The sequence below is a fragment of the Pseudolabrys taiwanensis genome, from assembly GCF_003367395.1.
Taxonomy (GTDB): Bacteria; Pseudomonadota; Alphaproteobacteria; order Rhizobiales; family Xanthobacteraceae; genus Pseudolabrys; species Pseudolabrys taiwanensis.
In genome coordinates this window covers 502,390-522,773 of the sequence record NZ_CP031417.1, presented here as the reverse complement: position 1 = coordinate 522,773, position 20,384 = coordinate 502,390, and the positions used below count along the sequence as shown (strand labels likewise).

At 64.9% G+C, this 20,384-nt stretch carries 22 protein-coding genes; 12 read left to right on the top strand and 10 right to left on the bottom strand.

Translation table 11 applies throughout. The features are described 5' to 3' along the window. Nucleotides 1-39: 39 nt before the first annotated feature. Together DW352_RS02380 and DW352_RS02375 are read right to left on the bottom strand one after the other, a co-directional pair. The gene (locus tag DW352_RS02380; protein ID WP_115688182.1) at nt 40-792 is read right to left on the bottom strand and encodes an alpha/beta fold hydrolase; all 753 of its coding nucleotides are present in this window, start codon (nt 790-792) and stop codon (nt 40-42) included. 31 nt (nt 793-823) lie between these two features. Further along, complete coding sequence (locus DW352_RS02375) at nt 824-1,732, bottom strand: LysR family transcriptional regulator (protein WP_115688180.1); 909 nt, start codon at nt 1,730-1,732, stop codon at nt 824-826. Nucleotides 1,733-1,846: 114 nt separating this feature from the next. Between DW352_RS02375 and DW352_RS02370 the strand changes: the two genes are divergently transcribed. Then, the gene (locus DW352_RS02370; protein ID WP_115694202.1) at nt 1,847-2,587 is read left to right on the top strand and encodes an SDR family oxidoreductase; all 741 of its coding nucleotides are present in this window, start codon (nt 1,847-1,849) and stop codon (nt 2,585-2,587) included. Between the two features lie 13 nt (nt 2,588-2,600). Beyond that, the gene (locus DW352_RS02365) at nt 2,601-3,500 is read left to right on the top strand and encodes an SDR family NAD(P)-dependent oxidoreductase (protein ID WP_115688178.1); all 900 of its coding nucleotides are present in this window, start codon (nt 2,601-2,603) and stop codon (nt 3,498-3,500) included. 43 nt (nt 3,501-3,543) lie between these two features. On the opposite strand, the gene DW352_RS02360 is transcribed toward DW352_RS02365, so the two are convergent. Then, on the bottom strand, nt 3,544-4,707 hold the full coding sequence (locus DW352_RS02360) for a hypothetical protein (protein ID WP_115688176.1): 1,164 nt from the start codon (nt 4,705-4,707) through the stop codon (nt 3,544-3,546). A gap of 219 nt (nt 4,708-4,926) precedes the next feature. Between DW352_RS02360 and DW352_RS02355 the strand changes: the two genes are divergently transcribed. From DW352_RS02355 to DW352_RS02340, 4 genes are all read left to right on the top strand, one after another. Continuing rightward, nucleotides 4,927-5,175, top strand: a complete 249-nt coding sequence (locus DW352_RS02355) for a zinc-finger domain-containing protein (RefSeq protein ID WP_115688174.1) — start codon at nt 4,927-4,929, stop codon at nt 5,173-5,175. 24 nt (nt 5,176-5,199) lie between these two features. Beyond that, nucleotides 5,200-6,399: an FAD-dependent oxidoreductase gene (locus DW352_RS02350; protein WP_115688172.1), complete on the top strand. Its 1,200-nt coding sequence runs from the start codon at nt 5,200-5,202 to the stop codon at nt 6,397-6,399. A gap of 39 nt (nt 6,400-6,438) precedes the next feature. Next, complete coding sequence (locus DW352_RS02345) at nt 6,439-7,461, top strand: methionine synthase (protein WP_115688170.1); 1,023 nt, start codon at nt 6,439-6,441, stop codon at nt 7,459-7,461. Nucleotides 7,462-7,627: 166 nt separating this feature from the next. After that, on the top strand, nt 7,628-7,822 hold the full coding sequence (locus DW352_RS02340; protein ID WP_115688168.1) for a YgaP family membrane protein: 195 nt from the start codon (nt 7,628-7,630) through the stop codon (nt 7,820-7,822). Nucleotides 7,823-8,111: 289 nt separating this feature from the next. Here the strand turns inward: DW352_RS02340 and DW352_RS02335 are convergent, their stop codons facing one another. Continuing rightward, a complete protein-coding gene (locus DW352_RS02335; RefSeq protein ID WP_115688166.1) occupies nt 8,112-8,387 on the bottom strand; it encodes a metal-sensitive transcriptional regulator in 276 nt (91 codons plus the stop codon). Between the two features lie 54 nt (nt 8,388-8,441). Between DW352_RS02335 and DW352_RS02330 the strand changes: the two genes are divergently transcribed. Together DW352_RS02330 and DW352_RS02325 are read left to right on the top strand one after the other, a co-directional pair. After that, nucleotides 8,442-10,799 carry a heavy metal translocating P-type ATPase gene (locus DW352_RS02330; protein ID WP_115688164.1) on the top strand — a complete coding sequence of 786 codons (2,358 nt, stop codon included), beginning with the start codon at nt 8,442-8,444 and terminating at the stop codon, nt 10,797-10,799. 9 nt (nt 10,800-10,808) lie between these two features. Further along, the gene (locus tag DW352_RS02325; RefSeq protein ID WP_115688162.1) at nt 10,809-11,798 is read left to right on the top strand and encodes an FG-GAP repeat domain-containing protein; all 990 of its coding nucleotides are present in this window, start codon (nt 10,809-10,811) and stop codon (nt 11,796-11,798) included. Here DW352_RS02325 and DW352_RS02320 read toward each other — a convergent pair. From DW352_RS02320 to DW352_RS02295, 6 genes are all read right to left on the bottom strand, one after another. Next, entirely contained in the window at nt 11,795-12,199 is a 405-nt protein-coding gene (locus tag DW352_RS02320; RefSeq protein WP_162826729.1) for a hypothetical protein, read from the bottom strand. The two genes, DW352_RS02325 and DW352_RS02320, sit on opposite strands and share 4 nt — an antisense overlap. Before the next feature lie 191 nt (nt 12,200-12,390). Beyond that, on the bottom strand, nt 12,391-12,891 hold the full coding sequence (locus DW352_RS02315) for a YciE/YciF ferroxidase family protein (RefSeq protein ID WP_115688158.1): 501 nt from the start codon (nt 12,889-12,891) through the stop codon (nt 12,391-12,393). A gap of 538 nt (nt 12,892-13,429) precedes the next feature. Next, nucleotides 13,430-13,876 (bottom strand): cupin domain-containing protein, encoded by a 447-nt coding sequence (locus tag DW352_RS02310; protein ID WP_115688156.1) that lies wholly within the window; start codon nt 13,874-13,876, stop codon nt 13,430-13,432. An 83-nt stretch (nt 13,877-13,959) separates the two neighbouring features. After that, a complete protein-coding gene (gene gpt, locus DW352_RS02305; RefSeq protein WP_115688154.1) occupies nt 13,960-14,475 on the bottom strand; it encodes a xanthine phosphoribosyltransferase in 516 nt (171 codons plus the stop codon). A 24-nt stretch (nt 14,476-14,499) separates the two neighbouring features. Next, a complete protein-coding gene (locus DW352_RS02300; RefSeq protein ID WP_115688152.1) occupies nt 14,500-15,255 on the bottom strand; it encodes a competence/damage-inducible protein A in 756 nt (251 codons plus the stop codon). Nucleotides 15,256-15,379: 124 nt separating this feature from the next. Continuing rightward, nucleotides 15,380-15,814, bottom strand: coding sequence for an avidin/streptavidin family protein (locus DW352_RS02295; protein WP_245434443.1), 435 nt, complete (start codon nt 15,812-15,814; stop codon nt 15,380-15,382). Nucleotides 15,815-16,076: 262 nt separating this feature from the next. On the opposite strand from DW352_RS02295, the gene DW352_RS02290 reads away from it, so the two are divergent. The 4 genes from DW352_RS02290 to DW352_RS02275 all read left to right on the top strand — a co-directional run bounded on the left by DW352_RS02290 (nt 16,077) and on the right by DW352_RS02275 (nt 20,329). Next, nucleotides 16,077-17,495 carry a circularly permuted type 2 ATP-grasp protein gene (locus DW352_RS02290; protein ID WP_115688148.1) on the top strand — a complete coding sequence of 473 codons (1,419 nt, stop codon included), beginning with the start codon at nt 16,077-16,079 and terminating at the stop codon, nt 17,493-17,495. A gap of 196 nt (nt 17,496-17,691) precedes the next feature. Next, nucleotides 17,692-18,633: an alpha-E domain-containing protein gene (locus tag DW352_RS02285; RefSeq protein WP_115688146.1), complete on the top strand. Its 942-nt coding sequence runs from the start codon at nt 17,692-17,694 to the stop codon at nt 18,631-18,633. A gap of 61 nt (nt 18,634-18,694) precedes the next feature. Then, nucleotides 18,695-19,519, top strand: a complete 825-nt coding sequence (locus DW352_RS02280; RefSeq protein ID WP_115688144.1) for a transglutaminase family protein — start codon at nt 18,695-18,697, stop codon at nt 19,517-19,519. Between the two features lie 63 nt (nt 19,520-19,582). Continuing rightward, complete coding sequence (locus DW352_RS02275; protein WP_115688142.1) at nt 19,583-20,329, top strand: proteasome-type protease; 747 nt, start codon at nt 19,583-19,585, stop codon at nt 20,327-20,329. Nucleotides 20,330-20,384 lie beyond the last annotated feature (55 nt).

The window sequence follows — 20,384 nt, the reverse complement described above, 5'->3', positions numbered from 1 at the left end:
AGGTGCGAATTATGTCGTCCTAAAGACGAGCTGAAGAGCTCATGGACGCTGGTTGAGGAAGTCCAGGACGCCCTCTTTGTAGACCTTATCGCCGACGGCCAGCATGTGATCGCGATCGGGGATATCGAGGGCGCGCCCTTGCGGCATCATCGCCGCGAGTTCATGCGCGGAGCCGGCCAGATCGTCCTTGGTACCGGCGGCCACCAGCACCGGGACATTGATGGAGGCGACCTGGTCCGGATCGAGCGTCTGCCGCGTACCGCGGATGCAAGCGGCGAGCGCGCGCAGATCGGATTTGGTCTGTTCGGCGAACTTGCGAAACATGCGACCGGCCGGATCGGTCACATCGTCCAGCGACCGCGCTTCCAACGCTTCAGCGATCGACGTCGGCAGTCCGACGCCGTCGACCAGCCGGATGCCGAGGCCGCCCAAGATCGCCGCGCGCACGCGTATCGGATAGGTCACGGCGAGGAACGAGGTGATGCGCGCGCCCATCGAATAGCCCATGACGTCGGCGCGTGCGATGTCGAGATGGTCGAGCAAGGCGCGCACGTCGCCGGCGAGCAAGGTCGTGTGATAGAGCGCCGGGTCGTAGAGCTTGCTCGATTGTCCATGACCGCGGTTGTCGAGCGCGATCACGCGGCGGCCCGCGCGCGTCAATGTCGATACCCAGCCGGGGCTGACCCAGTTCGTTTCCTTGGTGGAAGCAAACCCATGCACCAGCACGATCGGATCGCCGGCGCCTTCGTCGAGATAGGCGATCTCGATATCGCCGTGATGGAAACTTGGCATGATCTTCCTATAGCGGTTCGGCCGAGCCTTATCACCTTGCGGTGGCGGATGGCAGCCTTGCAGCGAATTCTTTCGTCACCCAATCGATGAAGACGCGCACGCGCGGCGACAACTGACGGCTGTGCAGATAAAGCAGCGAAATCGGCGTCGGTGACGGCGGAAATTCGGGCAGCACCTCGACCAATGTGCCTGCCTTCATATATGGCTCGATGTGATAGCGCGGCATCTGCAGCAGGCCGAGGCCGAGCAGGGCGAGTTCGCGACCGGTTTCGCTGGCGTTGACCGAGACTGTCATCGGCAAGGTCAAGTGACGGATGGCGCCCGCGACGGTGAACTCCAACGGGAACACCTTCTTGGTCGTCGATGAGATGAAGCCGATCATGCGATGCCCAGCGAGATCCTCCAGCGTGCGCGGCGTGCCGAAGCGCGCGAGATAATCCGGGCTCGCGCAGGTCACCTCCTCCATCAGAGCGATGCGGCGGCCGACCATGGCGCTGTCGCGCGGCTCACCGGCGCGGACGACGCAATCGATCCCCTCCTCCACGAGATCGACGAGACGGTCACCCTCGCCGATATGCAATTGCAGATCGGGATATTCGCTGAAGAAGCGCGGCAGGCTCGGCAATAGGAAGTGCCGCGCCAGCGTGCCGTAGACGTCGATACGCAGCAGCCCGCGCGGCTTGGCGCCGGTGAAGGCCCCCTCGGCGTCTTCGACGTCGGCGACGATGGTCAGGCAGCGGCGGTAATAGGCTTCGCCCTCCAAGGTCGGGCTGACCTTGCGGGTGGTCCGCTGCAGCAGCCGCACCCCGAGCCGCCGCTCCAGCTGCTGCACCGCCTCGGTCGCGGTCGAACGCGGCAGCCCGAGATCGGCCGCGGCGCTGGAAAAGCTGCCCCGTTCCACGACCCGGGCGAACAGCCGCATGGCGTCCAAATGGTCCATCTGATTGTTCGTAATTCCCGAATTATTATGCCAATTCTTAGCTGATTATCTGCTTTGGCGAAAGGTCTATCTCCTCCCTTATTCGGCGTTGGGCCGGGAATGAAGGAGATGAAGATGACCCAAGAGACCACCAAAGTTGCCATCGTTACCGGCGCCTCGCGCGGCATCGGCGCTGCCATCGCGGAACGGCTCGCCGGCGACGGCTTCACGATCATCGTCAATTATTCCAACAATGCGGCACCGGCCGAAGCCCTGGTGCGCAAAATCGAAGCCGCCGGCGGCCGCGCCCGTGCGGCGAAGGCCGACGTCAGCGATCCAGCGGCCGTGCGCGCGCTGTTCGACAGCGCTGAGATCGCGTTCGGCGGCGTCGATGTGCTGGTGAACAACGCCGGGATCATGCGTCTTGGAAAGCTCGCCGACGCCGACGACGCCACGTTCGACGAGCAGATCGCGATCAATCTCAAGGGCTCGTTCAACGGCATGCGCGAAGCGGCGCGCCGGCTGCGCGACGGCGGCCGGGTAATCAACTTCTCGACCAGCATCGTCGGCACGCGGTTGGAGACCTACGGCATCTATGCCGCGACCAAGGCCGCCGTCGAAGTGATGACCTTCATCCTCGCGCGCGAGATGCGCGGTCGCAGCATCACCGTCAACGCCGTCGCGCCCGGCCCCACCGCGACCAACCTGTTTCTCGACGGCAAGTCGCCGGAGCTGATCGATCGCATGGCCAAGATGACCCCGATGGAGCGTCTCGGCACGCCCGAGGACATCGCCAATGTCGTGTCGTTCCTCGCCGGACCCGAGGGCGGCTGGGTCAACGGTCAGGTGCTGCGCGCCAATGGCGGCATGGTCTGAGCGCGGATATCGCATGATGAAGCAAGTCATCGTCATCACCGGCGCGTCGAGCGGCTTCGGCGCGCTCTCCGCCCGGGCGCTCGCCGCTGCCGGCCACACCGTCTATGCGGGCATTCGTGAGACCAAGGGACGCAATGCCCCGCAGGTCGCCGCGGTTCAAACATACGCCGCGCAACACAAGGTCGATCTCAGAGCGATCGAACTCGACGTCGTCTCCGAGCTCTCGGTCGAAGACGCGATCGCGCAGATCGTCGCCGAGAACGGATGCCTCGACACCGTCGTTCATAATGCCGGCCACATGGTGTTCGGACCGGCCGAGGCCTTCACGCCCGAGCAATATACCACGCTCTACGACGTGAACGTGCTCAGCACACAGCGGGTCAACCGCGCCGCTCTGCCGCACATGCGGGCGCAGCGTCACGGTCTCGTGCTGTGGGTGTCATCGAGCAGCACGCGCGGCGGCACGCCACCTTATCTCGCGCCCTACTTCGCGGCTAAAGCGGCGATGGATGCGCTCGCGGTCAGCTATGCGGGCGAACTCGCGCGCTGGGGCATCGAGACCTCGATCGTGGTGCCCGGCGCCTTCACCAAGGGCACCAACCACTTCGCGCATGCCGGCAAGCCTGCCGACGAGGCGCGGGCTGACATCTACGCCACGGGGCCCACCGCGGACATCCCGGAGATCGCGTTGCAGGGACTGGCGGCGCTCGAGCCAGCGGATGCCGATGTTGGCGCGGTGGCGGACGCGATCGTCAAGGTCGTCGATACGCCTTTCGGCAAGCGTCCGTTCCGCGTCCACATCGATCCGTCGAACGACGGCGCGGAGATCGTCAACGGCGTCGCCGACCGCGTGCGTGCCGAGTTGCTGCGGCGTATCGGCTTGGCGGATATCCTCAAGCCGCACGGCGCTTGAACGGTACCGATCCATGGGTGGCGCGGCAGCTGTGCCGCGCCCCTCAGCCCACGTTCGAGCCGGCGGGCCGCAGGGCCATCATCATGCGCCGCTGTTTGCGCCGCCGCAGCGCGCGCAGGGTCATGCGCTCGGTCGCGCTCTTGAGCGACGACACGAAACCGAGAAGCGTCAGTAGCGCACCGAGGACCCAGACGCCGAGATCGAACGCGGCCATGGTGAGCATGATCGCGCCGCGACCGACCACCTTCAGGATCGCGCGCGTCTTGCTGCCTTCCTTCTCGGCGAGCTTGGCGACGCGGCTCATCTCGCGCGGCGTCTCGGCGATCTTGAGCCCATCGAGCGCGGCACGCGTGCCGGCCTTGGCCTGCACACGGCCGACATCGCGCGCCAGACGCACGAGCCCGCCGGCCTTCTCCATCTTCACCGCTTCGCGCGCGGCACGAACCGCCACCGCCGGCTCGGCCACCGAGAAGCTGCCGGCGGCACGCCTGAGCGCGCTCCAGTCGACGACACCGCGCAAGGTGCGCCCGACATAAACGGCGAGCTCGCCGCTGAGCTTGCCGGTTTTGCGCGCGACCTTGGCGAGCGACAGCCCGACACGCGCCGGCGCGGCCATGCCGCCCGTCGCATAGGTGCCGGCGGTGATCGCCAGGCCGACAGCCGCCAGCCCAAGCACGAGTTCATCGGCCTCCTGGCCGGTAGCAAGACGCGAGCCTTCGCGCACGGCATCGCGGATATCGCCAAACACGAACAGATCGCCGAGCGCGGTCCCGGCAAGGCCCGACACATCGGTCGGCTCGCCGGTGACGAGACCCATGGCAAAGCTCTGCGCCGCATGGCTCACCGAATTCTCTTCCTCGACCGCGGCGTTCACCTTCGCGATCAAGGCCGGATCGAGCGCGACGTTCCGCGCGGCGGCGAGATCGACGAAGCTCTTGGCGAGATCGGCATCCTTCGCCGCAAGCGCCTGGTCGATTTCGCGCGCCGCCACGTCGGCATTGAACTGCCGGTCGAGCGCCTGGCTCGCGATCGCGGCCGGATCGTCCTCGATCGACAACAAATGCTGTGCCTCGAGTCCGCGCGGCACCACGTAGGCCGCGCCGGCCGCGAGCAGCGCCGCGACAAGCAGGACCGGCGCGAGCCGCGTACGGCGCACGAGGGCCCTTTCCTGCACTTCCGGCGGTGCCAGCCCCAGCGCGTCGCGCATGGCGTCAATCCTCGACAGAATCGATGGCGGAATCGCGCCCTCGGCTTATCCTCGCACGCCCCGCGCCTCGGGAGAAAAACACCTTGAGATTCAATGGGGTTCCGACCCCCGCACCGACACGGTTTACGAACCGTGTCAAAGCTAGGCATAAGCAGGCCGTCTCGCTATGGTGCGGGCCGAAATTCGCCGCCGACGCGGCAGTACTGGCAAGGATTCCCCATGGCGGAGCACGTTGTCCCCCATTTCCATAACAATCCCGGCGTTCCGGTGATCGAGATCGGCGCCAAGGAATTCATGTGCGTCGGCGCCAAGCCGCCGTTCGATCACCCGCACGTGTTCATCGACATGGGCGACGAGAACGAGGCGATCTGCCCCTATTGCTCGACGCTGTATCGCTACGATCCCCGCCTCAACGCGCATGCCGCCCGTCCGGCCGAATGCGCGCTGCCGGAAACCGCCGCCGCCTAATCCCTTTCTTCGGAGAACTCGATCGTGGCGGGTGAACGTCACGTCATCGTCGCCGGCGCCGGCATTGCCGGATTGACCGCGGCGCTGGCATTGGCGCGTCACGGTTTCCGCGTCACCGTTCTGGAGCAGGCCGAGCGACTGGAAGAGACCGGCGCCGGCCTGCAGCTTTCGCCCAATGCCCTGAACGTCCTGTTCGCGCTCGGCCTGCGCGAGCGGCTCGGCGCCTTGGCCGTCGCGCCGCAGGCGATCCGCGTCATGAGCGGCGGCTCCGGCCGCGAGATCACGCGCATGCCTTTGAGCGGCGCGGCGTCCCGCTACGGCGCGCCGTTCTGGACGATGCATCGCGGCGATCTTCAGGCCGCACTGGTCGATGCGGCGCGCGCAAGCGTCGACATCAGCATCAAACTCGGCACCAAGGTCGAGGACTTCGCCCAGCACAGCAAAGGCGTCAGCGTGCTCGGCCGCCAGGCGCGCCAGGTGCTCGACGAGCGCGGCATAGCCCTCATCGGCGCGGACGGCATCTGGACGAATGTCGGCCAGACCTTGAAGCGTCACAGGCCGCCGCGCTTCCGCCATCGCACCGCCTGGCGCACATTGGTGCCGACCGAGATCGTGCCCGAGGAATTCCGCGCGCCGCTCGTGCATCTCTGGCTCGGCCAGGACGCGCATCTCGTGCATTACCCGGTCAAGGGCGGGCGCCTGATCAACATCGTCGGCATCGTCAACGACGCCTGGAGCGAAACCGGCTGGTCGGCGCCGGGCGATCCGGCCGAGATCCTGCGCCGCTTCGCGCGCTTCGCCTGGAGCGAGAAAGCGCGCCGCTTGATCGCGATTCCCGAGCGCTGGTTGAAATGGGCACTGTTCGACCGCGATACGCCCTTCCGTGGCGGCGACGGCCTGGTGACATTGATTGGCGACGCCGCGCATCCGATGCTGCCGTTCCTCGCGCAGGGCGCCGGCATGGCCATCGAGGACGCGGCGGTTTTGGCCGGCGCCCTGAGCCAATACCGCGACGAGCCGATCAAAGGCCTGCGCGCCTACGAGCAACACCGCCGTAGCCGCACCGCCCGCGCCCGGCAGGCGTCGGCCAAACAGGCGCGCATCTATGGCCTCACCGGCCCGGAAGCGCTCGTTCGCAATCTGGTGATGCGCGCGAGCGGCGGCGATAAGCTGTTGGCGCGCTATGATTGGATTTACAGTTGGAAGGTGCCTGAACGGTTCTAGCGCACGAACCAACGTGCGTATTCGTGATGGGAGAGCGCCATGTTGTTTCCCGCGACCATTGCCGGCAGCCTACCGAAACCGTCGTGGCTCGCCGAGCCGAACAAGCTCTGGCCGGAGTGGAAATTAGCCGGCGACGAACTTGCTACCGCCAAGCTCGACGCGACGCTGCTCGCCATCAAGCTGCAGGAAGACGCGGGGATCGACATCGTCTGCGACGGCGAGCAGTCACGCCAGCATTTCGTGCACGGCTTCCTCGAATACGTCGACGGCATCGACTTCGCACACAAGGTCGAGATGGGCATCCGCGCCGACCGATACAAAGCGATGGTACCCGTGGTGCGCGGTGCGCTGACCCTCAAGGGCCGCGTACATCAAAACGAGGCGCGGCACGCGCGCGCTCATACGCGTCAGAAGCTCAAGATGACCCTGCCCGGGCCGATGACCATTGCGGACACGATCGCCGACAGCTTTTACGGCGACAAAGTGAAGATGGCTTTTGCCTTCGCCGACCTCCTGAACGAGGAAGCCCGCGCGCTGGAGGCCGACGGCGTCGATGTGATCCAGTTCGACGAGCCGGCGTTCAACGTGTTCATGGACGAAGTGCCCGGCTGGGGTATCGAGGCCCTGCATCGGGCGATCGAGGGCCTCACCTGCACCACCGCCGTGCACATCTGCTACGGCTACGGCATCAAGGCCAATATCGACTGGAAGAACGCGCTCGGCGCCGAATGGCGGCAATACGAACTGATCTTCCCTGCTCTCGCGAAAAGCCGTATCGCGCAGGTCTCGCTCGAGTGCATCAACGCGCACGTACCGCTGAAGCTGCTGTCGCTGCTCGGTGGCAAAGACGTGCTGGTCGGCGTCATCGACGTCGCGACCGAAGCGGTGGAAACGCCCGATCGTGTCGCGCAAGTAATCGGCGACGTCATACAGTTCGTGCCAAAAGAGCGCATTGTCGCTTGCACGAACTGCGGCATGGCACCGATGCGGCGCGACATCGCGGAGGCGAAGCTCCGGGCACTCGGCGCCGGCGTCGCGCTGGCACGACAGAAGTTCGGCTGAAGTAATCGTGCAGCGCGGCATGCCGGCTGACGACCTCGTTCTGCGGCGCGCTCGGCTGCTCCTGCAGGACATTTTGATGCGGCTATCCGGGCATCGTTGATCCACGTCAAACGCGACATGGGTCCAAAGCTTATTTTCCCGTCATGATCATGACGGGAGGGGACCAATGCCCGTGAATGTTGGGACTGTGGACCGGATCGTCCGTGTCGTCGTCGGCCTCGCTTTGATCGCCTTCGCGCTCGGCTATATCGCGCCGGGTACATCGTGGAGCTGGGTCGGCTGGATCGGCATCGTGCCGATCCTCACCGCCATCTTCAGCACCTGCCCCGCTTACAGTCTGCTCGGGCTGTCGACGAAGTAAGCACCGACTGATTGTGGGGCGCCGCTTTCTTTCCTCGCCTGTAGGGGCCGTGAACAATAGCAGAGCCAATGTCGTCCCCGCGAAGGCGGGGACCCATAGGCCGTGTCTTCCCGATGGACTGCGGAGTATGGGTCACGGGCCTCGCTCGGCATAGCGCGTCGAAGACGCGCGTAACCGCGCTAATAGCGCGTCGAAGACGCGCGTAACCGCGCTAACGGCGCGTCGAAGACGCGCGTAAACGCGCTAATGGCTCGCTCACCTGGGATGACAGCAATCCGACGCCGCGGCCTTACCTTGCCACACGGCCCATCACATCCATCAGTTCGGCGACCTTGCGCCGCTGATCGGCCTTGTCGCCGGAGGCGATCGCGTGCTCGACGCAATGCGCGACGTGCTCGCGCAACACGTCCTCTTCGACGCGCCGCAGCGCCGCCCGCACCGCCTCGATCTGCGTCACGATGTCGATGCAGTAGCGCTCTTCTTCGAGCATGCGCGCGAGGCCGCGCACCTGCCCTTCGATGCGGTTCAGCTTTTTGATGTTGGCCGACTTGCTGTCTTTGCTCATGGGGTCTATATACCCCCCTAGGGTATACACCGCAAGAGCATCCACGAGGCGACCATGAGCACGGGCGAGCATCATCATGATCACAGTCACGCGCACGGCCATGATCCACATCAACACGCGCCAGCCGACGGCGGGGTGATCGATCCCGTCTGCGGCATGACCGTCGATCCGCACACCGCCAAGCACCGCGCCGATTACAAAGGTCATCCCTATTATTTCTGCTCGGCCGGCTGCCGCACCAAGTTCGTTGCGACGCCTGAGAAGTATCTCGGTGAGCGCAAACCCGAACCGGTGATCGAAGGCGCGATCTACACGTGCCCCATGCATCCGGAGATCCGGCAACAAGGTCCGGGCTCCTGCCCGATCTGCGGCATGGCGCTCGAGCCGGAAATGCCAACCGCCGACACCGGGCCCAACCCCGAACTGGTCGACATGACGCGCCGGTTCTGGATCGGCCTCGTGCTGACGTTGCCTGTATTCGTTCTCGAGATGGGCGCGCATCTCGTCGGCGCGCACAACTGGATCGATCCGAAGCTGTCGAGCTACATCCAGTTCGCGTTCGCGACACCGGTCGTGTTGTGGGCGGGCTGGCCCTTCTTCGAGCGCGGCTGGCAGTCGCTGCTCACGCGCAATCTCAACATGTTCACGCTCATCGCCATGGGCACCGGCGTGGCATACGTCTATAGCCTCGTCGCGACCTTCCTGCCCGGCATCTTCCCGAACGCGTTTCGCGGCCACGAGGGCGTGCCAGCCGTCTACTTCGAAGCGGCGGCGGTCATCACCGTGCTGGTGCTGGTCGGTCAGGTCCTCGAGTTACGCGCGCGTGAGGCAACGTCGGGCGCGATCAAGGCGCTGCTCGATCTCGCACCCAAAGCCGCGCGGCGCGTGAAGGACGACGGCAGCGACGAGGAAGTACCGCTCGACTCCGTGCAGGTCGGGGACAAACTGCGCGTGCGCCCCGGCGACAAGGTGCCGGTGGACGGCGTCGTCCTCGAAGGCCGCTCGTCGCTCGATGAATCCATGGTGACAGGCGAATCCATGCCGGTGACCAAGGAGAAGGACGCACACGTCATCGGCGGCACCATCAACAAGTCCGGCAGCTTCGTCATGCGCGCCGACAAGATCGGCCGCGACACGCTGCTGTCGCAGATCGTGCAGATGGTCGCCAACGCGCAGCGCAGCCGCGCGCCGATTCAACGTCTCGCCGATCAGGTGTCGGGCTGGTTCGTGCCGATCGTGATCCTGGTCGCGCTCGCGGCGTTTGCGGCGTGGGCAAGTTTCGGGCCCGAGCCACGCTTCGCCTATGGTCTGGTCGCCGCGGTGAGCGTGCTCATCATCGCCTGCCCCTGCGCTCTCGGCCTTGCGACGCCAATGTCGATCATGGTCGGGGTCGGCCGCGGCGCGCAGGCCGGCGTGCTGATCAAGAATGCCGAAGCGCTCGAGCGCATGGAGAAGATCGATACTTTGGTGATCGACAAGACGGGCACGCTCACCGAGGGCAAGCCCAAGGTCGTCGCCATTGCGTCGGCCGAAGGTTTCGACGAAGCCCAAGTGCTGCGGCTCGCGGCCAGCGTGGAGCGCGGCAGCGAGCATCCGTTGGCAGCCGCCATCGTCGCCGCCGCCACCGAACGCAACCTCGAGCTCGCCCCGGTGCGCGGCTTCGACGCGCCCGCCGGCAAGGGCGTCATCGGCATGGTGGAACGCCAGCGGCTGGCGCTCGGCAATGCCAAATTCCTCGCCGAACTCAATATCGATACGGCCCCGGTCGCCGCCAAAGCGGAAGAGATGCGGCAAGACGGCGCCACCGCGATCTTCCTCGCGGTCAACGGCAAGCCGGCGGGCGTCATCGCCATCGCCGATCCGGTGAAGCCAACGACGCCCGACGCGCTCAAGGCGCTCGCCGCCGAAGGCATCCGTGTCGTCATGCTGACCGGCGACAACCGCACCACCGCGCTGGCGGTGGCCAAGCGCCTCGGCATCGCCGAAGTGGAAGCGGAAGTCCTGCCGGATCAGAAGAGCGCGGTGGTCGAGAAGCTCACGCGCGAAGGCCGCGTGGTGGCGATGGCCGGCGACGGCGTCAACGACGCGCCGGCGCTCGCCGCGGCGCAGGTCGGCATCGCCATGGGCACCGGCTCCGACGTCGCGATCGAAAGTGCCGGCATCACATTGCTCAAGGGCGATCTCACCGGCATCGTCAAGGCACGCGCGCTATCGGCTGCCGTCATGAGTAATATCAGGCAGAATCTGTTCTTTGCCTTCATCTATAATTCGGCCGGCGTTCCGGTCGCCGCGGGCGTGCTCTACCCCATTTTCGGCGTATTGCTGTCGCCCATCATCGCAGCCGCCGCGATGGCACTCTCGTCGGTCAGCGTGGTCGGCAATGCCTTGCGGCTGCGCCGCATTCATCTCTGAGGTTCGTCCATGCGCTCTGCCCTGCTCGCCGCTCTCCTTCTTCTGTGCACAAGCGGCGCGCAGGCTGCCGATTGGCAGGTGCAGAAAGTTCCGGCGCCGGCGCGCATCACCGCGATCGATCCCAGCCGCAGCGCACGGATCAACGCCGGCGGCCTGTGGTATGAGCTGGTCGTTAAGGACAGCCAGGCGCGCCTCGCTTACGACGGCGACGAGCCGAAACAGGAGATGCCCGAGAACGCCTTGCCGCACGGCCGCATTGTTGTCGGTACGCGCGACATCGCGCGCGCATGGCTCCGCGGCCCGACGCAGCGCTACGACCATGCCATCCTCGGCGACAAGGTCTCCGCCGGCAGCCTGACGATCGAGACGCGCGACGGCAAGATGCAAATCGTCTCGCTGAAGGATGACGCGGTGTTCGAGGATCTGTCGCCGCGCCTTGCCGACATCGACGGCGACGGTCATGACGAGGTCGTGGTCGTGAAGTCCTATCTTACGCGCGGTTCGGCGCTCGCCGTGATCGGCCTGCGCAACGGCCGCTACACCATCATCGCCGAGACGCCGCCGATCGGCGAGCCCAACCGCTGGCTCAATCCGGCCGGCATCGCCGACTTCACCGGCGACGGCAAGATCGACATTGCGCTGGTGCGCACCCCGCATCTCACGGGCGAACTGGAAGTGTGGACCTGGCGTGACGGCGGGCTCGTCAAAACGGGCGCGCTTGCCGACGTCACCAATCACATCGCCGGCACGCGCGCACTCGACATGAGCGCCGTCGGCGACTTCAACGGCGATGGCGTGGCGGACCTTGCTATCCCTTCATTCGATCGCAGCCGCTTGCGGCTCATCTCGTTCGTGCCGCAGCCGCAAGAGATCGCCAGCATCGCCTTGCCGGCAAAGGCCGTCACCAATCTCGCACGTGTCGATGCCGGCAAAGGCGCCTCGGCCGTGGCGCTTGGGCTGGCCGACGGGACGCTCGCATTGGTGCGGCAAACGCCTTAGCGCTTACGGCGGGCCGGCTCGGCAACAGACGGCGACGGCGACGCGACCGGCGCATTGGGATCGGGCAAAGTGCAATCCTTCTCCGCCGCTTGCTGGCGCAATACCTTCAAGTCTCCCAAAGCATTTTGGTATTCCGGCTCGTAAGCGACGGCGCTGACCACACCGCCGCCGGCGTCCCGCTTCGCCCGTGCAATGAGATCTTCGAGCTGGCGCAGGCGCGCCACTGTGCCTTTCTGCTGTGCGGCGAGTTCATTGCAATTGTACAGCAGGAATCGAGACGGCGAGACCAACATGGTTCCGGTCTTGGTGTCGCCGCAGCCGCCGAGCGCGACCAACCCAAACATGAGGACCAGAAAACGACGAAACATGGGGCGCGGTAATCCTGTTAGCAGCCGGCGCACGAGCGGATGCCGTGCCGAATCTCACCAACCAAATACGGCGCAATTCTAGCCCGGCCAAGCCCCCAAGGCACGCCGGGCAATCCGGCCGCCACTCGCCCGATCCAACGATCGTCGACAGCCAGACAAACCGGCGCCAGGCGACCCCTGTCCGGAATCGCCTGCGCCGGTCAAGTTACGCGAGGTCGCTCGCGCTAGGCCGCCTGGGCTCGCTGGTTGGCGGAGGCTTCCGCGAGTTCGGTAAGAGCCTTGTCGGTCTTGCTTTCCTCCGACAGCGTCGCGTCGAGCAGCTTGACCGCGTCGTTGAGGCCGAGCTCCTCAGCCCATGCCTTGAGCGTGCCATAACGCGCGATTTCGTAATGCTCGACCGCCTGCGCCGCGCCGATGAGACCGGCGTCGAGCGCGGGCGAGCCTTCGTAGTCCTCCATGATCTCCTGGCCTTCCTCGACAATGCCGATGATGGCCGGGCACTGCTTGCCGCGCGGATCCTTGTCGATCATGCCGAAGATCTTCTCGAGCCGCTCGATCTGTTTTTCAGTTTCGGCGCGATGCTTTTCAAAGGCGGCTTTGGCCTTATCGAGTTGAGCCGCCTTCGCCATCTTCGGCAAAGCGACGAGGATTTTCTTCTCGGCGAAGTAGATGTCCTTAAGTCCTTCGTGGAACAGTTCGTCTAATTGCTTGGGTTGCTTGGCCATGTGTGTGCGCTCCCTCTCACTGGATTAAGCGAGGATCAACGTGATCGCCGCAACCTAGTTCCTGGCAGGTGTAAGAGGCGCTGTTGGCTAACTTGACGCAACAATGCTCTGGCATGACACGCCGCGTGCGCTCACCAGTCGCTTATCAAATGATAGAGGGAGTTGCTTGGTGCGGGCGGCCGGACTCGAACCGGCACGGGCTTACGCCCAACGGATTTTCTTACCAGCTACGGCTTTCGCCGCCGCCACACCGGTGGCGTTTGTGGTCTGGACTATCCCTTCACCGTAGCCACCGGCCTTAGGTGCTGCCCGTCTAGTCTCTACACCTTCCCGTTTCCGGGCTTGGCTCGGGATTACCAGCGAAGGCTTCCCCGACTTTGAGCAGTTCTGCACCCCGCGTTTCCCCGGGGGCACTCAATCGCTTAAGTCCGTTGCGTCTACCATTTCGCCACGCCCGCGACGGCGCAATCTATAACCTCGGCGGACCTAACCGCCAAGCGACCATCTTCCCGCCCGCGCGGGGTAGAGCCGCGCCAATCTATTTCGATAACAGGTGCCCCCAGGTCGATTCCCAGTCCTTGCCGCTGGGATCGGTCACCTGGCCATCCTTACCGAAGAACTTGTTCGGCACCTGGAAGATCGCGATCATCGTGCCGCCGTTCGGGCACCAGGCCGAATGCCGGCTGCCGGCCGGACGCCAGACGAACTCGCCGGCCTTCACCTCGAGCCCGGCGTCGGGGCCGTCCTTATCGACGAGCGAACCCTCGAGCACGTAGGTCTGCTCGAGCAGCGCGTGCTCGTGGTCCGGCAAGGTTGCGCCCGGCTCCATCTTGAACAGCAAGGTCGCCAGCCCCGTCTTCGGATCGAAATAGAGCGGCTTGATCTCGCAACCGGGGAACTGAAGCTTCTGCCACGGCAGTTCGTCCGGCTTGACGTGATGCGAGAGAAGCTCCTCGGCGCGCTGGTCGCGTGCGGCGGCGGTCATTGTCGTTCTCCCTGGCGGTTCTTCTTGGCGGCTCTTTCAAGCTTACACGAACGGCGCCGTTCGAACACCAGGCCCGGACGCGATCAGTCGCCGCCGGCCTTGATCGGCGGCACGAAGGCGAGCCCAGTGTCCCAGGGGAAATAGATCCAGGTGTCCTGCGACACCTCTGTGATGAAGGTATCGACCATGGGCCGTCCCATCGGCTTGGCATAGACGGTGGCGAAATGGGCGGCCGGCAGGAGGTCGCGCACGACGCGTGCCGTCTTGCCCGTGTCGACGAGGTCATCGACGATCAGCACGCCCTTGCCCTGCCCGCGCATCGACGTGATCTCGGCCGCGACCCCTTTCATCACTTTCAATTCGCCCTGGTTCTTATAGTCGTGATAGCTGGCGATGCAGATGGTCTCGATGATGCGCACGTTGAGCTCGCGCGCGACCACCGCGGCCGGCACCAGGCCGCCGCGCGTGATGCAGACGATGGCGTCGAACGGGCCGGCCTCGTGCAGCCGCCAGGCGAGCGCACGCGCGTCACGGTGAAACTGATCCCAGGACACCGGAAATATCTTCTCCGGACGGGGAGCGTGCTCAGGCTGAGGCATGCGAGAATTCTCCGACTGCGGCGCTCAGGCCGCACCTAACTGCGCTCTGACTTTCACCAGCATCGCCTCGATCGCGGCCTTGGCGGCGGCGAGCTTCTCGGCGTCGCGCGAGCGCACCACGATGTTGGTGTTGGGCGCCATCGTCTCGTCGAGGAACGGATAGCTGCCGATGATCGTATCGGGATGCTCCTTGGCGACGACGCCGAGCTCGGTGCCGACATCGCCTTCCTTGGCGTCGGCGCGGATGCTCTCCGACATCAGCTTGGCGCCTGTTTTGAGCTTGGGCGCCACCTCGTCGAGCATCGCCTGCATCACGGCCGGAATGCCGGCCATGGTGATGACGTTGCCGATCCAGAAACCGGGCGCCCCGGATACCTTGTTCGCCACCAGCGCGGCGCCGCGCGGAATACGCGTCATGCGCATGCGCGCCTCATTGAGCTCGCCGCCGGACTTGGCGAGGCGCTCTTTCATGATGGCGATCGCCTCGGGGTGGAAATCGAGCGGCACGCCGAAGGCCTTGGCGACGCAATCGGCGGTGATGTCGTCGTGCGTCGGGCCGATGCCGCCGGTGGTGAAGACGTAGGTGTATTTGGCACGCAGCGCGTTGACGGCATCGACAATCGCCGCCTCGTCGTCCGATACGACACGCACTTCCTTCAAATCGACGCCGATCGCCGTGCAGTAGTCGGCGATGTAACCGATGTTCTTGTCTTTGGTGCGGCCTGAGAGAATCTCGTCGCCGATCACCAGCACGGCCGCGGTGACGATCTCGACGGTCATGAAGGCTCCTCTACGCCGCCGGCTTTTTCCGCCGTGGCGCCGAGTCCGTATAAAGCATGAACTCGCGACTACCGGAAGCGCCGTGCCGGGTGACGGGCAGAGCCGTGTGGACGACTCCGCCCCGTCATTTTTTTGATGGCTGCATCACGAATGTGTGCGCCCCGGCGACGATGCCGTTCCACGCCGGCGCCGAAGCGATCGCGAGATGCCAGAGCGCCCGGAAACTGCCCGTGGCGTTGCTGTACTGCGCGGACCATGTGGTCACCGAGTTGCAGCCCTCCCAGTTCACCGAAAAGGTCAGCGCACCGCCGGCGCCGGCGCCGAAATACCAACCCGTGAGCGCCTGGGGCTTCTTGGCGCCGCAGCCCGCTTGTGTCGTCACCGAACCCGTCAGGAGCCCATTCGGCGCCACGGCGGTGATGGTCAGTACGGTGCCATCCTCGTTCACCCAGGAAAGGCCGGCCGCAAATTTGGTTTCGGCCTGAGCCTGGCCTTGACCAAGCGCCGCGCCTGCCATGAAGACCCAGCAGAGAAATGCCCGCGCAATTTTTGCCGGCATGATCACCCTCCTCGTTTTCGATGCCTGAAGCCGAGCGTGCGAGAAGGTAGCAAGTCATCCGCCAATCCACAATCTATGGTAGTATTTAGGTAGAGACCGCCTACCTTCACTAGCAACGCGCCTTCCTGCTAATCATTTCGCTCAAAAGGTAGGCAACCCGGAACCGCGGAGGGAGTTGTTTGCCGGTTTAAAGGGTTGGCGCGAACTTTGCTCCATCAACGGGCAGGCTCGAGCGTCCGGGCCGAAGCTGGGGGAAGTTGGAATGGGGTTGGCCTTCGATGAGATGAAAGGCCATGGCGGGGACATCCGCCCCGCTTACAACGAATTGGCGCGCTGGCTCGCCGAAGTGCCACCCGACGTGCTGGACTACCGGCGGCGCGAAGCCGAACTGATCTTCCGCCGCATCGGCATCACTTTCGCCGTCTACGGCGAAGCCGACGCGCAAGAGCGGCTGATCCCCTTCGACGTCATTCCGCGCATCATGGCCGCGACCGAGTGGCAGTTGTTGGAGAAGGGCCTAACCCAGCGCGTGAAGGCGCTCAACGCCTTCATCGGTGACGTCTACAACGAACGCGAGATCCTGCGCGCCGGCCTGGTGCCCGAGGATCTCGTTTTCCGCAATCCAGCCTTCCGCCCGGAAATGAACGGCCAGCGCGTACCGCACGACATCTACGTGCAGATCGCCGGCATCGACATCGTGCGTGTCGACGCCGACACCTTCTACGTGCTCGAGGACAACGCCCGCACGCCCTCCGGCGTCTCCTACATGCTCGAGAACCGCGAGATCATGATGCGGCTCTTTCCCGAGCTGTTCTCGCGCCACCGCATCGCACCCGTGGAGAACTATCCGGACGAACTGCTGGCGACGCTCAAGTCGGTCGCGCCTGCGCGCACGACGCGCGAGCCCAATGTCGTTCTGCTCACGCCCGGCGTGTTCAATTCGGCCTATTACGAACACTCGTTTCTCGCCGACAAGCTCGGCGTCGAGTTGGTCGAAGGCCGCGACCTCTTCGTCAAGGACGAGGTCGTCTACATGCGCACGACGCAAGGCCCGCAGCGCGTCGACGTCATCTACCGGCGCATCGACGACGACTTCCTAGACCCCCTCACCTTCCGCCCCGACTCCGCACTCGGCGTGCCGGGACTGATGGCGGCCTATCAGGCCGGCAACGTCACGCTCGCCAATGCGGTCGGCACCGGCATCGCCGACGACAAGGCCGTTTATTCGTTCATGCCGGAGATCGTGAAGTTCTATCTCGGCGAGGAGCCGATCCTGAAGAACGTGCCGACATGGCGCTGCCGCGAGGAAGAGCACCTCGCTTACGTGCTCGACAATCTGCAGGATCTGGTGGTCAAGGAAGTGCACGGCTCCGGCGGTTACGGCATGCTCATCGGGCCGACCGCGAGCAAGGTCGCCATCGAGCAATTCCGCGCCAAGCTCAAGACGGCGCCGAAGAACTTCATCGCCCAGCCGACGCTCGCCCTTTCGACGTCCCCGACATGTGTCGAGCAAGGGGTGGCACCGCGCCATGTCGACCTCAGGCCCTTCGTGCTGTCGGGGCGCAACGGCGTGCGCATCGTGCCGGGCGGCCTGACGCGCGTCGCGCTCAAGGAAGGCTCGCTGGTGGTGAACTCCAGCCAAGGCGGCGGGACGAAAGACACGTGGGTGTTGGATCGATGAGCGTGGCCGGATCACATGTCGCCCCCGCAAGCAGACATCGGGCATACCCAATGTCTGCCGTTTATAATGTGCAAGTCGGCGATAGCCGACTTGCGCTGGCGGGGACCCATACGCCGAAACCTATCGATAAGCTGCGGAGTATGGGTCCCGGGTCTCCCTCGCTCCGCTCGGTCGCCCGGGACGACAGAGAATAAACATGCTCTCCCGTACCGCCGACAATCTTTACTGGCTCTCGCGCTATGTCGAGCGCGCCGAGTATCTCGCGCGCATCCTGGACGCGACGCAGCGCCTCTCGGCCCTGCCGCTCGCTTATGTCGGCACCAGCAATGAGTGGGAGTCCGCCGTTCTCACCGCCGGCTGCGCCACCGCTTTCTTCAAGCATTACGAAGAAGCGAATGAAGAGAACGTCACCCACTTCCTCGCTTTCTCGACCGACAACTCCTCCTCCATCCGCTCCTGCTTCGAGATGGCGCGGCACAACGCGCGCGCGGTGCGCACGGCGCTGACCATGGAGATGTGGGACGCGATCAACGGCACCTGGCTCGAGCTCAAGCGCTTCGGCAACGGCCCCGCTTCGCGCGAGGAATTCTCGCGCTTCCTCCGCTGGGTACAGGAATCCTCGCTGCGCTTCGACGGATCGGCCTACCGCACCATGCTGCGCAACGACGCCTACTGGTTCTCGCGCCTCGGCGTCTATCTCGAGCGCGCCGACAACACCGCCCGCATCCTCGACGTGAAGTATCACCTGCTGCTGCCGGAAAACGAGCGCGTCGGCGGCCCGCTCGATTACTTCCAGTGGGCGGCGATCCTGCGTTCGGTCTCGGCGTTGACCTCCTATCACTGGGTCTATCGCGAGAGCCTCAAGCCGTGGCTGATCGCCGATCTGTTGATCCTGCGCGATGAAATGCCGCGCTCCCTCGCCGCCTGCTACGAAGAGATCGTGCGCAACCTCGACTCCGTCGCCAACGCCTATGGCCGCCAGGGCCCGGCGCAGCGGCAAGCGCGCGGCATCCGCAACCGCTTGCAGAACAGCCGTATGGACGGCGTCTTCCAGCGGGGCCTGCACGAATTCATCGGCGAGTTCATCACCGAGAACAACCGCCTGGGATCGGCCATCACCGAGCAATTCCTGGTGTAAGGCCGGGGCGCGACAGCACGCCACGCTGTGCTACAAAGAGGCCCAACCCCGAGTTGCCCGCATGCGGATCCGTATCGTTCACGCGACGACCTACCAGTACACCGCGCCGCCGACCGGCGTGACGCAGATACTGCGGCTCACCCCGCGCGACCATGACGGCCAGCACGTCGTGAACTGGCACATCGATCTGTCGGAAGACTGCCTGCTGCACCAGCACGAGGACGCATTCGGCAACATCACCCACGCCTTCACAGCCGAGGGTCCATTCGACACCTTGACCGTGACCGTGGAAGGCGAGGTCGACACACAGGACACCCACGGCATCATCACCGGCACGGTCGAGCGTTTTCCACCGAGCCTGTATTTGCGCGAAACGTCGCTCACCGAGGCGGATAGCGCCATCGTCGATTTCGCGCGTGCGGCCAGCGGCAGCAGCGACGACACCTTGAGCGCGCTGCACGCCCTGCTCTCCGGGCTCCATTCCGAGATGACGTTCGACCCCGAACCGACGCAAACCGGCACGACCGCGGCCGAGGCGTTCAAGCTGCGGCGCGGCGTCTGCCAGGACATCACGCACGTTTTCATCGCCGCGGCGCGTCATCTCGGCATTCCGGCGCGCTATGTCGGCGGCCACTTTTGCCGCGCCGACGGCGTGGTTGCGCAGGACGCCGGCCATGCCTGGGCGGAGGCCCATGTCGATAAACTCGGCTGGGTCGGCTTCGACCCGACCAACGGCATATCCACCACCGACGCGCATGTGCGTGTCGCGGTCGGCCTTGATTATCTCGGCGCGGCGCCGGTGCGCGGTACGCGCTACGGCGGCGGCGGCGAAACCTTGAAAGTAGCCGTGCAGGTGCAACAGGCCCGGTCGCAAAGCCAGAGCTGAGTTGCCGGAGCCGCCAGGCTGCCGCTATAACGCGACCGCCCCTCTCGTCGAAGTTTGCCGATCATGACCTATTGCTGCGGAATTCTCGTACGTGACGGCTTGGTGATGATCGCGGACACGCGCACCAATGCCGGCGTCGACAACATCTCGACCTTTCGCAAGCTGCACCTCTACACGACCCCGGGCGAACGCATCATGGCGCTCGCCTCATCCGGGAATCTGTCGCTGAGCCAGTCGGTCCGCTCGACTTTGATCGAAGGCATGGAGAACCCGGAGACCGGCGAAGTCGAGACGCTGATGAACGCGCCGACCATGTTCAAGGCGGCGCAGCGCATCGGCCGCGCCATCCGCAACGTACAGAACGTCGAAGGCAAGGCACTCGAGGCCGCGTCGGTCGATCACGAGATCGCTTTCCTGTTCGGCGGCCAGATCAAGGGCGGCCCCTTGCGCCTGTTCATGATCTACTCGGCCGGCAATTTCATCGAATGCACGACCGACACGCCCTATCTGCAGATCGGCGAGCACAAATACGGCAAGCCCGTGCTCGACCGCGCCATCGGCTTCGACACCGATCTCTATGACGGGCTCAAGATCGGCCTGATCTCGATGGATTCGACGATGCGATCCAATCTCGGGGTTGGATTGCCGATCGATCTCCTGGTCGTGCGGCGCGACGCCTGCGAACCAGAATTGAGCTATCGGATCGAGCCGGGCGAACCCTATTTCCAGGACCTGCGCGAGCGCTGGTCTGCGGCCCTCCGGGCGGCGCACATGGATATCCCGCGACCGCCGTACCGGACGGAAATCTGAGCAAAACGCGCTTCGGAACGCCAAATCAGCGCGCTGCAGCGGCCGAACGGTCGAA

What these genes read in the sequence shown, in the direction of transcription:
- gpt (WP_115688154.1), bottom strand. Translation starts at nt 14,475, where the DNA reads ATGCCTCAGCCTGAGCACGCTCCCCGTCCGGAGAAGATATTTCCGGTG.
- DW352_RS02295 (WP_245434443.1), bottom strand. Translation starts at nt 15,814, where the DNA reads ATGCCGGCAAAAATTGCGCGGGCATTTCTCTGCTGGGTCTTCATGGCA.
- DW352_RS02365 (WP_115688178.1), top strand. Translation starts at nt 2,601, where the DNA reads ATGATGAAGCAAGTCATCGTCATCACCGGCGCGTCGAGCGGCTTCGGC.
- DW352_RS02330 (WP_115688164.1), top strand. Translation starts at nt 8,442, where the DNA reads ATGAGCACGGGCGAGCATCATCATGATCACAGTCACGCGCACGGCCAT.
- DW352_RS02310 (WP_115688156.1), bottom strand. Translation starts at nt 13,876, where the DNA reads ATGACCGCCGCCGCACGCGACCAGCGCGCCGAGGAGCTTCTCTCGCAT.
- DW352_RS02375 (WP_115688180.1), bottom strand. Translation starts at nt 1,732, where the DNA reads ATGGACCATTTGGACGCCATGCGGCTGTTCGCCCGGGTCGTGGAACGG.
- DW352_RS02325 (WP_115688162.1), top strand. Translation starts at nt 10,809, where the DNA reads ATGCGCTCTGCCCTGCTCGCCGCTCTCCTTCTTCTGTGCACAAGCGGC.
- DW352_RS02355 (WP_115688174.1), top strand. Translation starts at nt 4,927, where the DNA reads ATGGCGGAGCACGTTGTCCCCCATTTCCATAACAATCCCGGCGTTCCG.
- DW352_RS02280 (WP_115688144.1), top strand. Translation starts at nt 18,695, where the DNA reads ATGCGGATCCGTATCGTTCACGCGACGACCTACCAGTACACCGCGCCG.
- DW352_RS02345 (WP_115688170.1), top strand. Translation starts at nt 6,439, where the DNA reads ATGTTGTTTCCCGCGACCATTGCCGGCAGCCTACCGAAACCGTCGTGG.
- DW352_RS02300 (WP_115688152.1), bottom strand. Translation starts at nt 15,255, where the DNA reads ATGACCGTCGAGATCGTCACCGCGGCCGTGCTGGTGATCGGCGACGAG.
- DW352_RS02275 (WP_115688142.1), top strand. Translation starts at nt 19,583, where the DNA reads ATGACCTATTGCTGCGGAATTCTCGTACGTGACGGCTTGGTGATGATC.
- DW352_RS02290 (WP_115688148.1), top strand. Translation starts at nt 16,077, where the DNA reads ATGGGGTTGGCCTTCGATGAGATGAAAGGCCATGGCGGGGACATCCGC.
- DW352_RS02370 (WP_115694202.1), top strand. Translation starts at nt 1,847, where the DNA reads ATGACCCAAGAGACCACCAAAGTTGCCATCGTTACCGGCGCCTCGCGC.
- DW352_RS02285 (WP_115688146.1), top strand. Translation starts at nt 17,692, where the DNA reads ATGCTCTCCCGTACCGCCGACAATCTTTACTGGCTCTCGCGCTATGTC.
- DW352_RS02380 (WP_115688182.1), bottom strand. Translation starts at nt 792, where the DNA reads ATGCCAAGTTTCCATCACGGCGATATCGAGATCGCCTATCTCGACGAA.
- DW352_RS02360 (WP_115688176.1), bottom strand. Translation starts at nt 4,707, where the DNA reads ATGCGCGACGCGCTGGGGCTGGCACCGCCGGAAGTGCAGGAAAGGGCC.
- DW352_RS02340 (WP_115688168.1), top strand. Translation starts at nt 7,628, where the DNA reads ATGCCCGTGAATGTTGGGACTGTGGACCGGATCGTCCGTGTCGTCGTC.
- DW352_RS02315 (WP_115688158.1), bottom strand. Translation starts at nt 12,891, where the DNA reads ATGGCCAAGCAACCCAAGCAATTAGACGAACTGTTCCACGAAGGACTT.
- DW352_RS02335 (WP_115688166.1), bottom strand. Translation starts at nt 8,387, where the DNA reads ATGAGCAAAGACAGCAAGTCGGCCAACATCAAAAAGCTGAACCGCATC.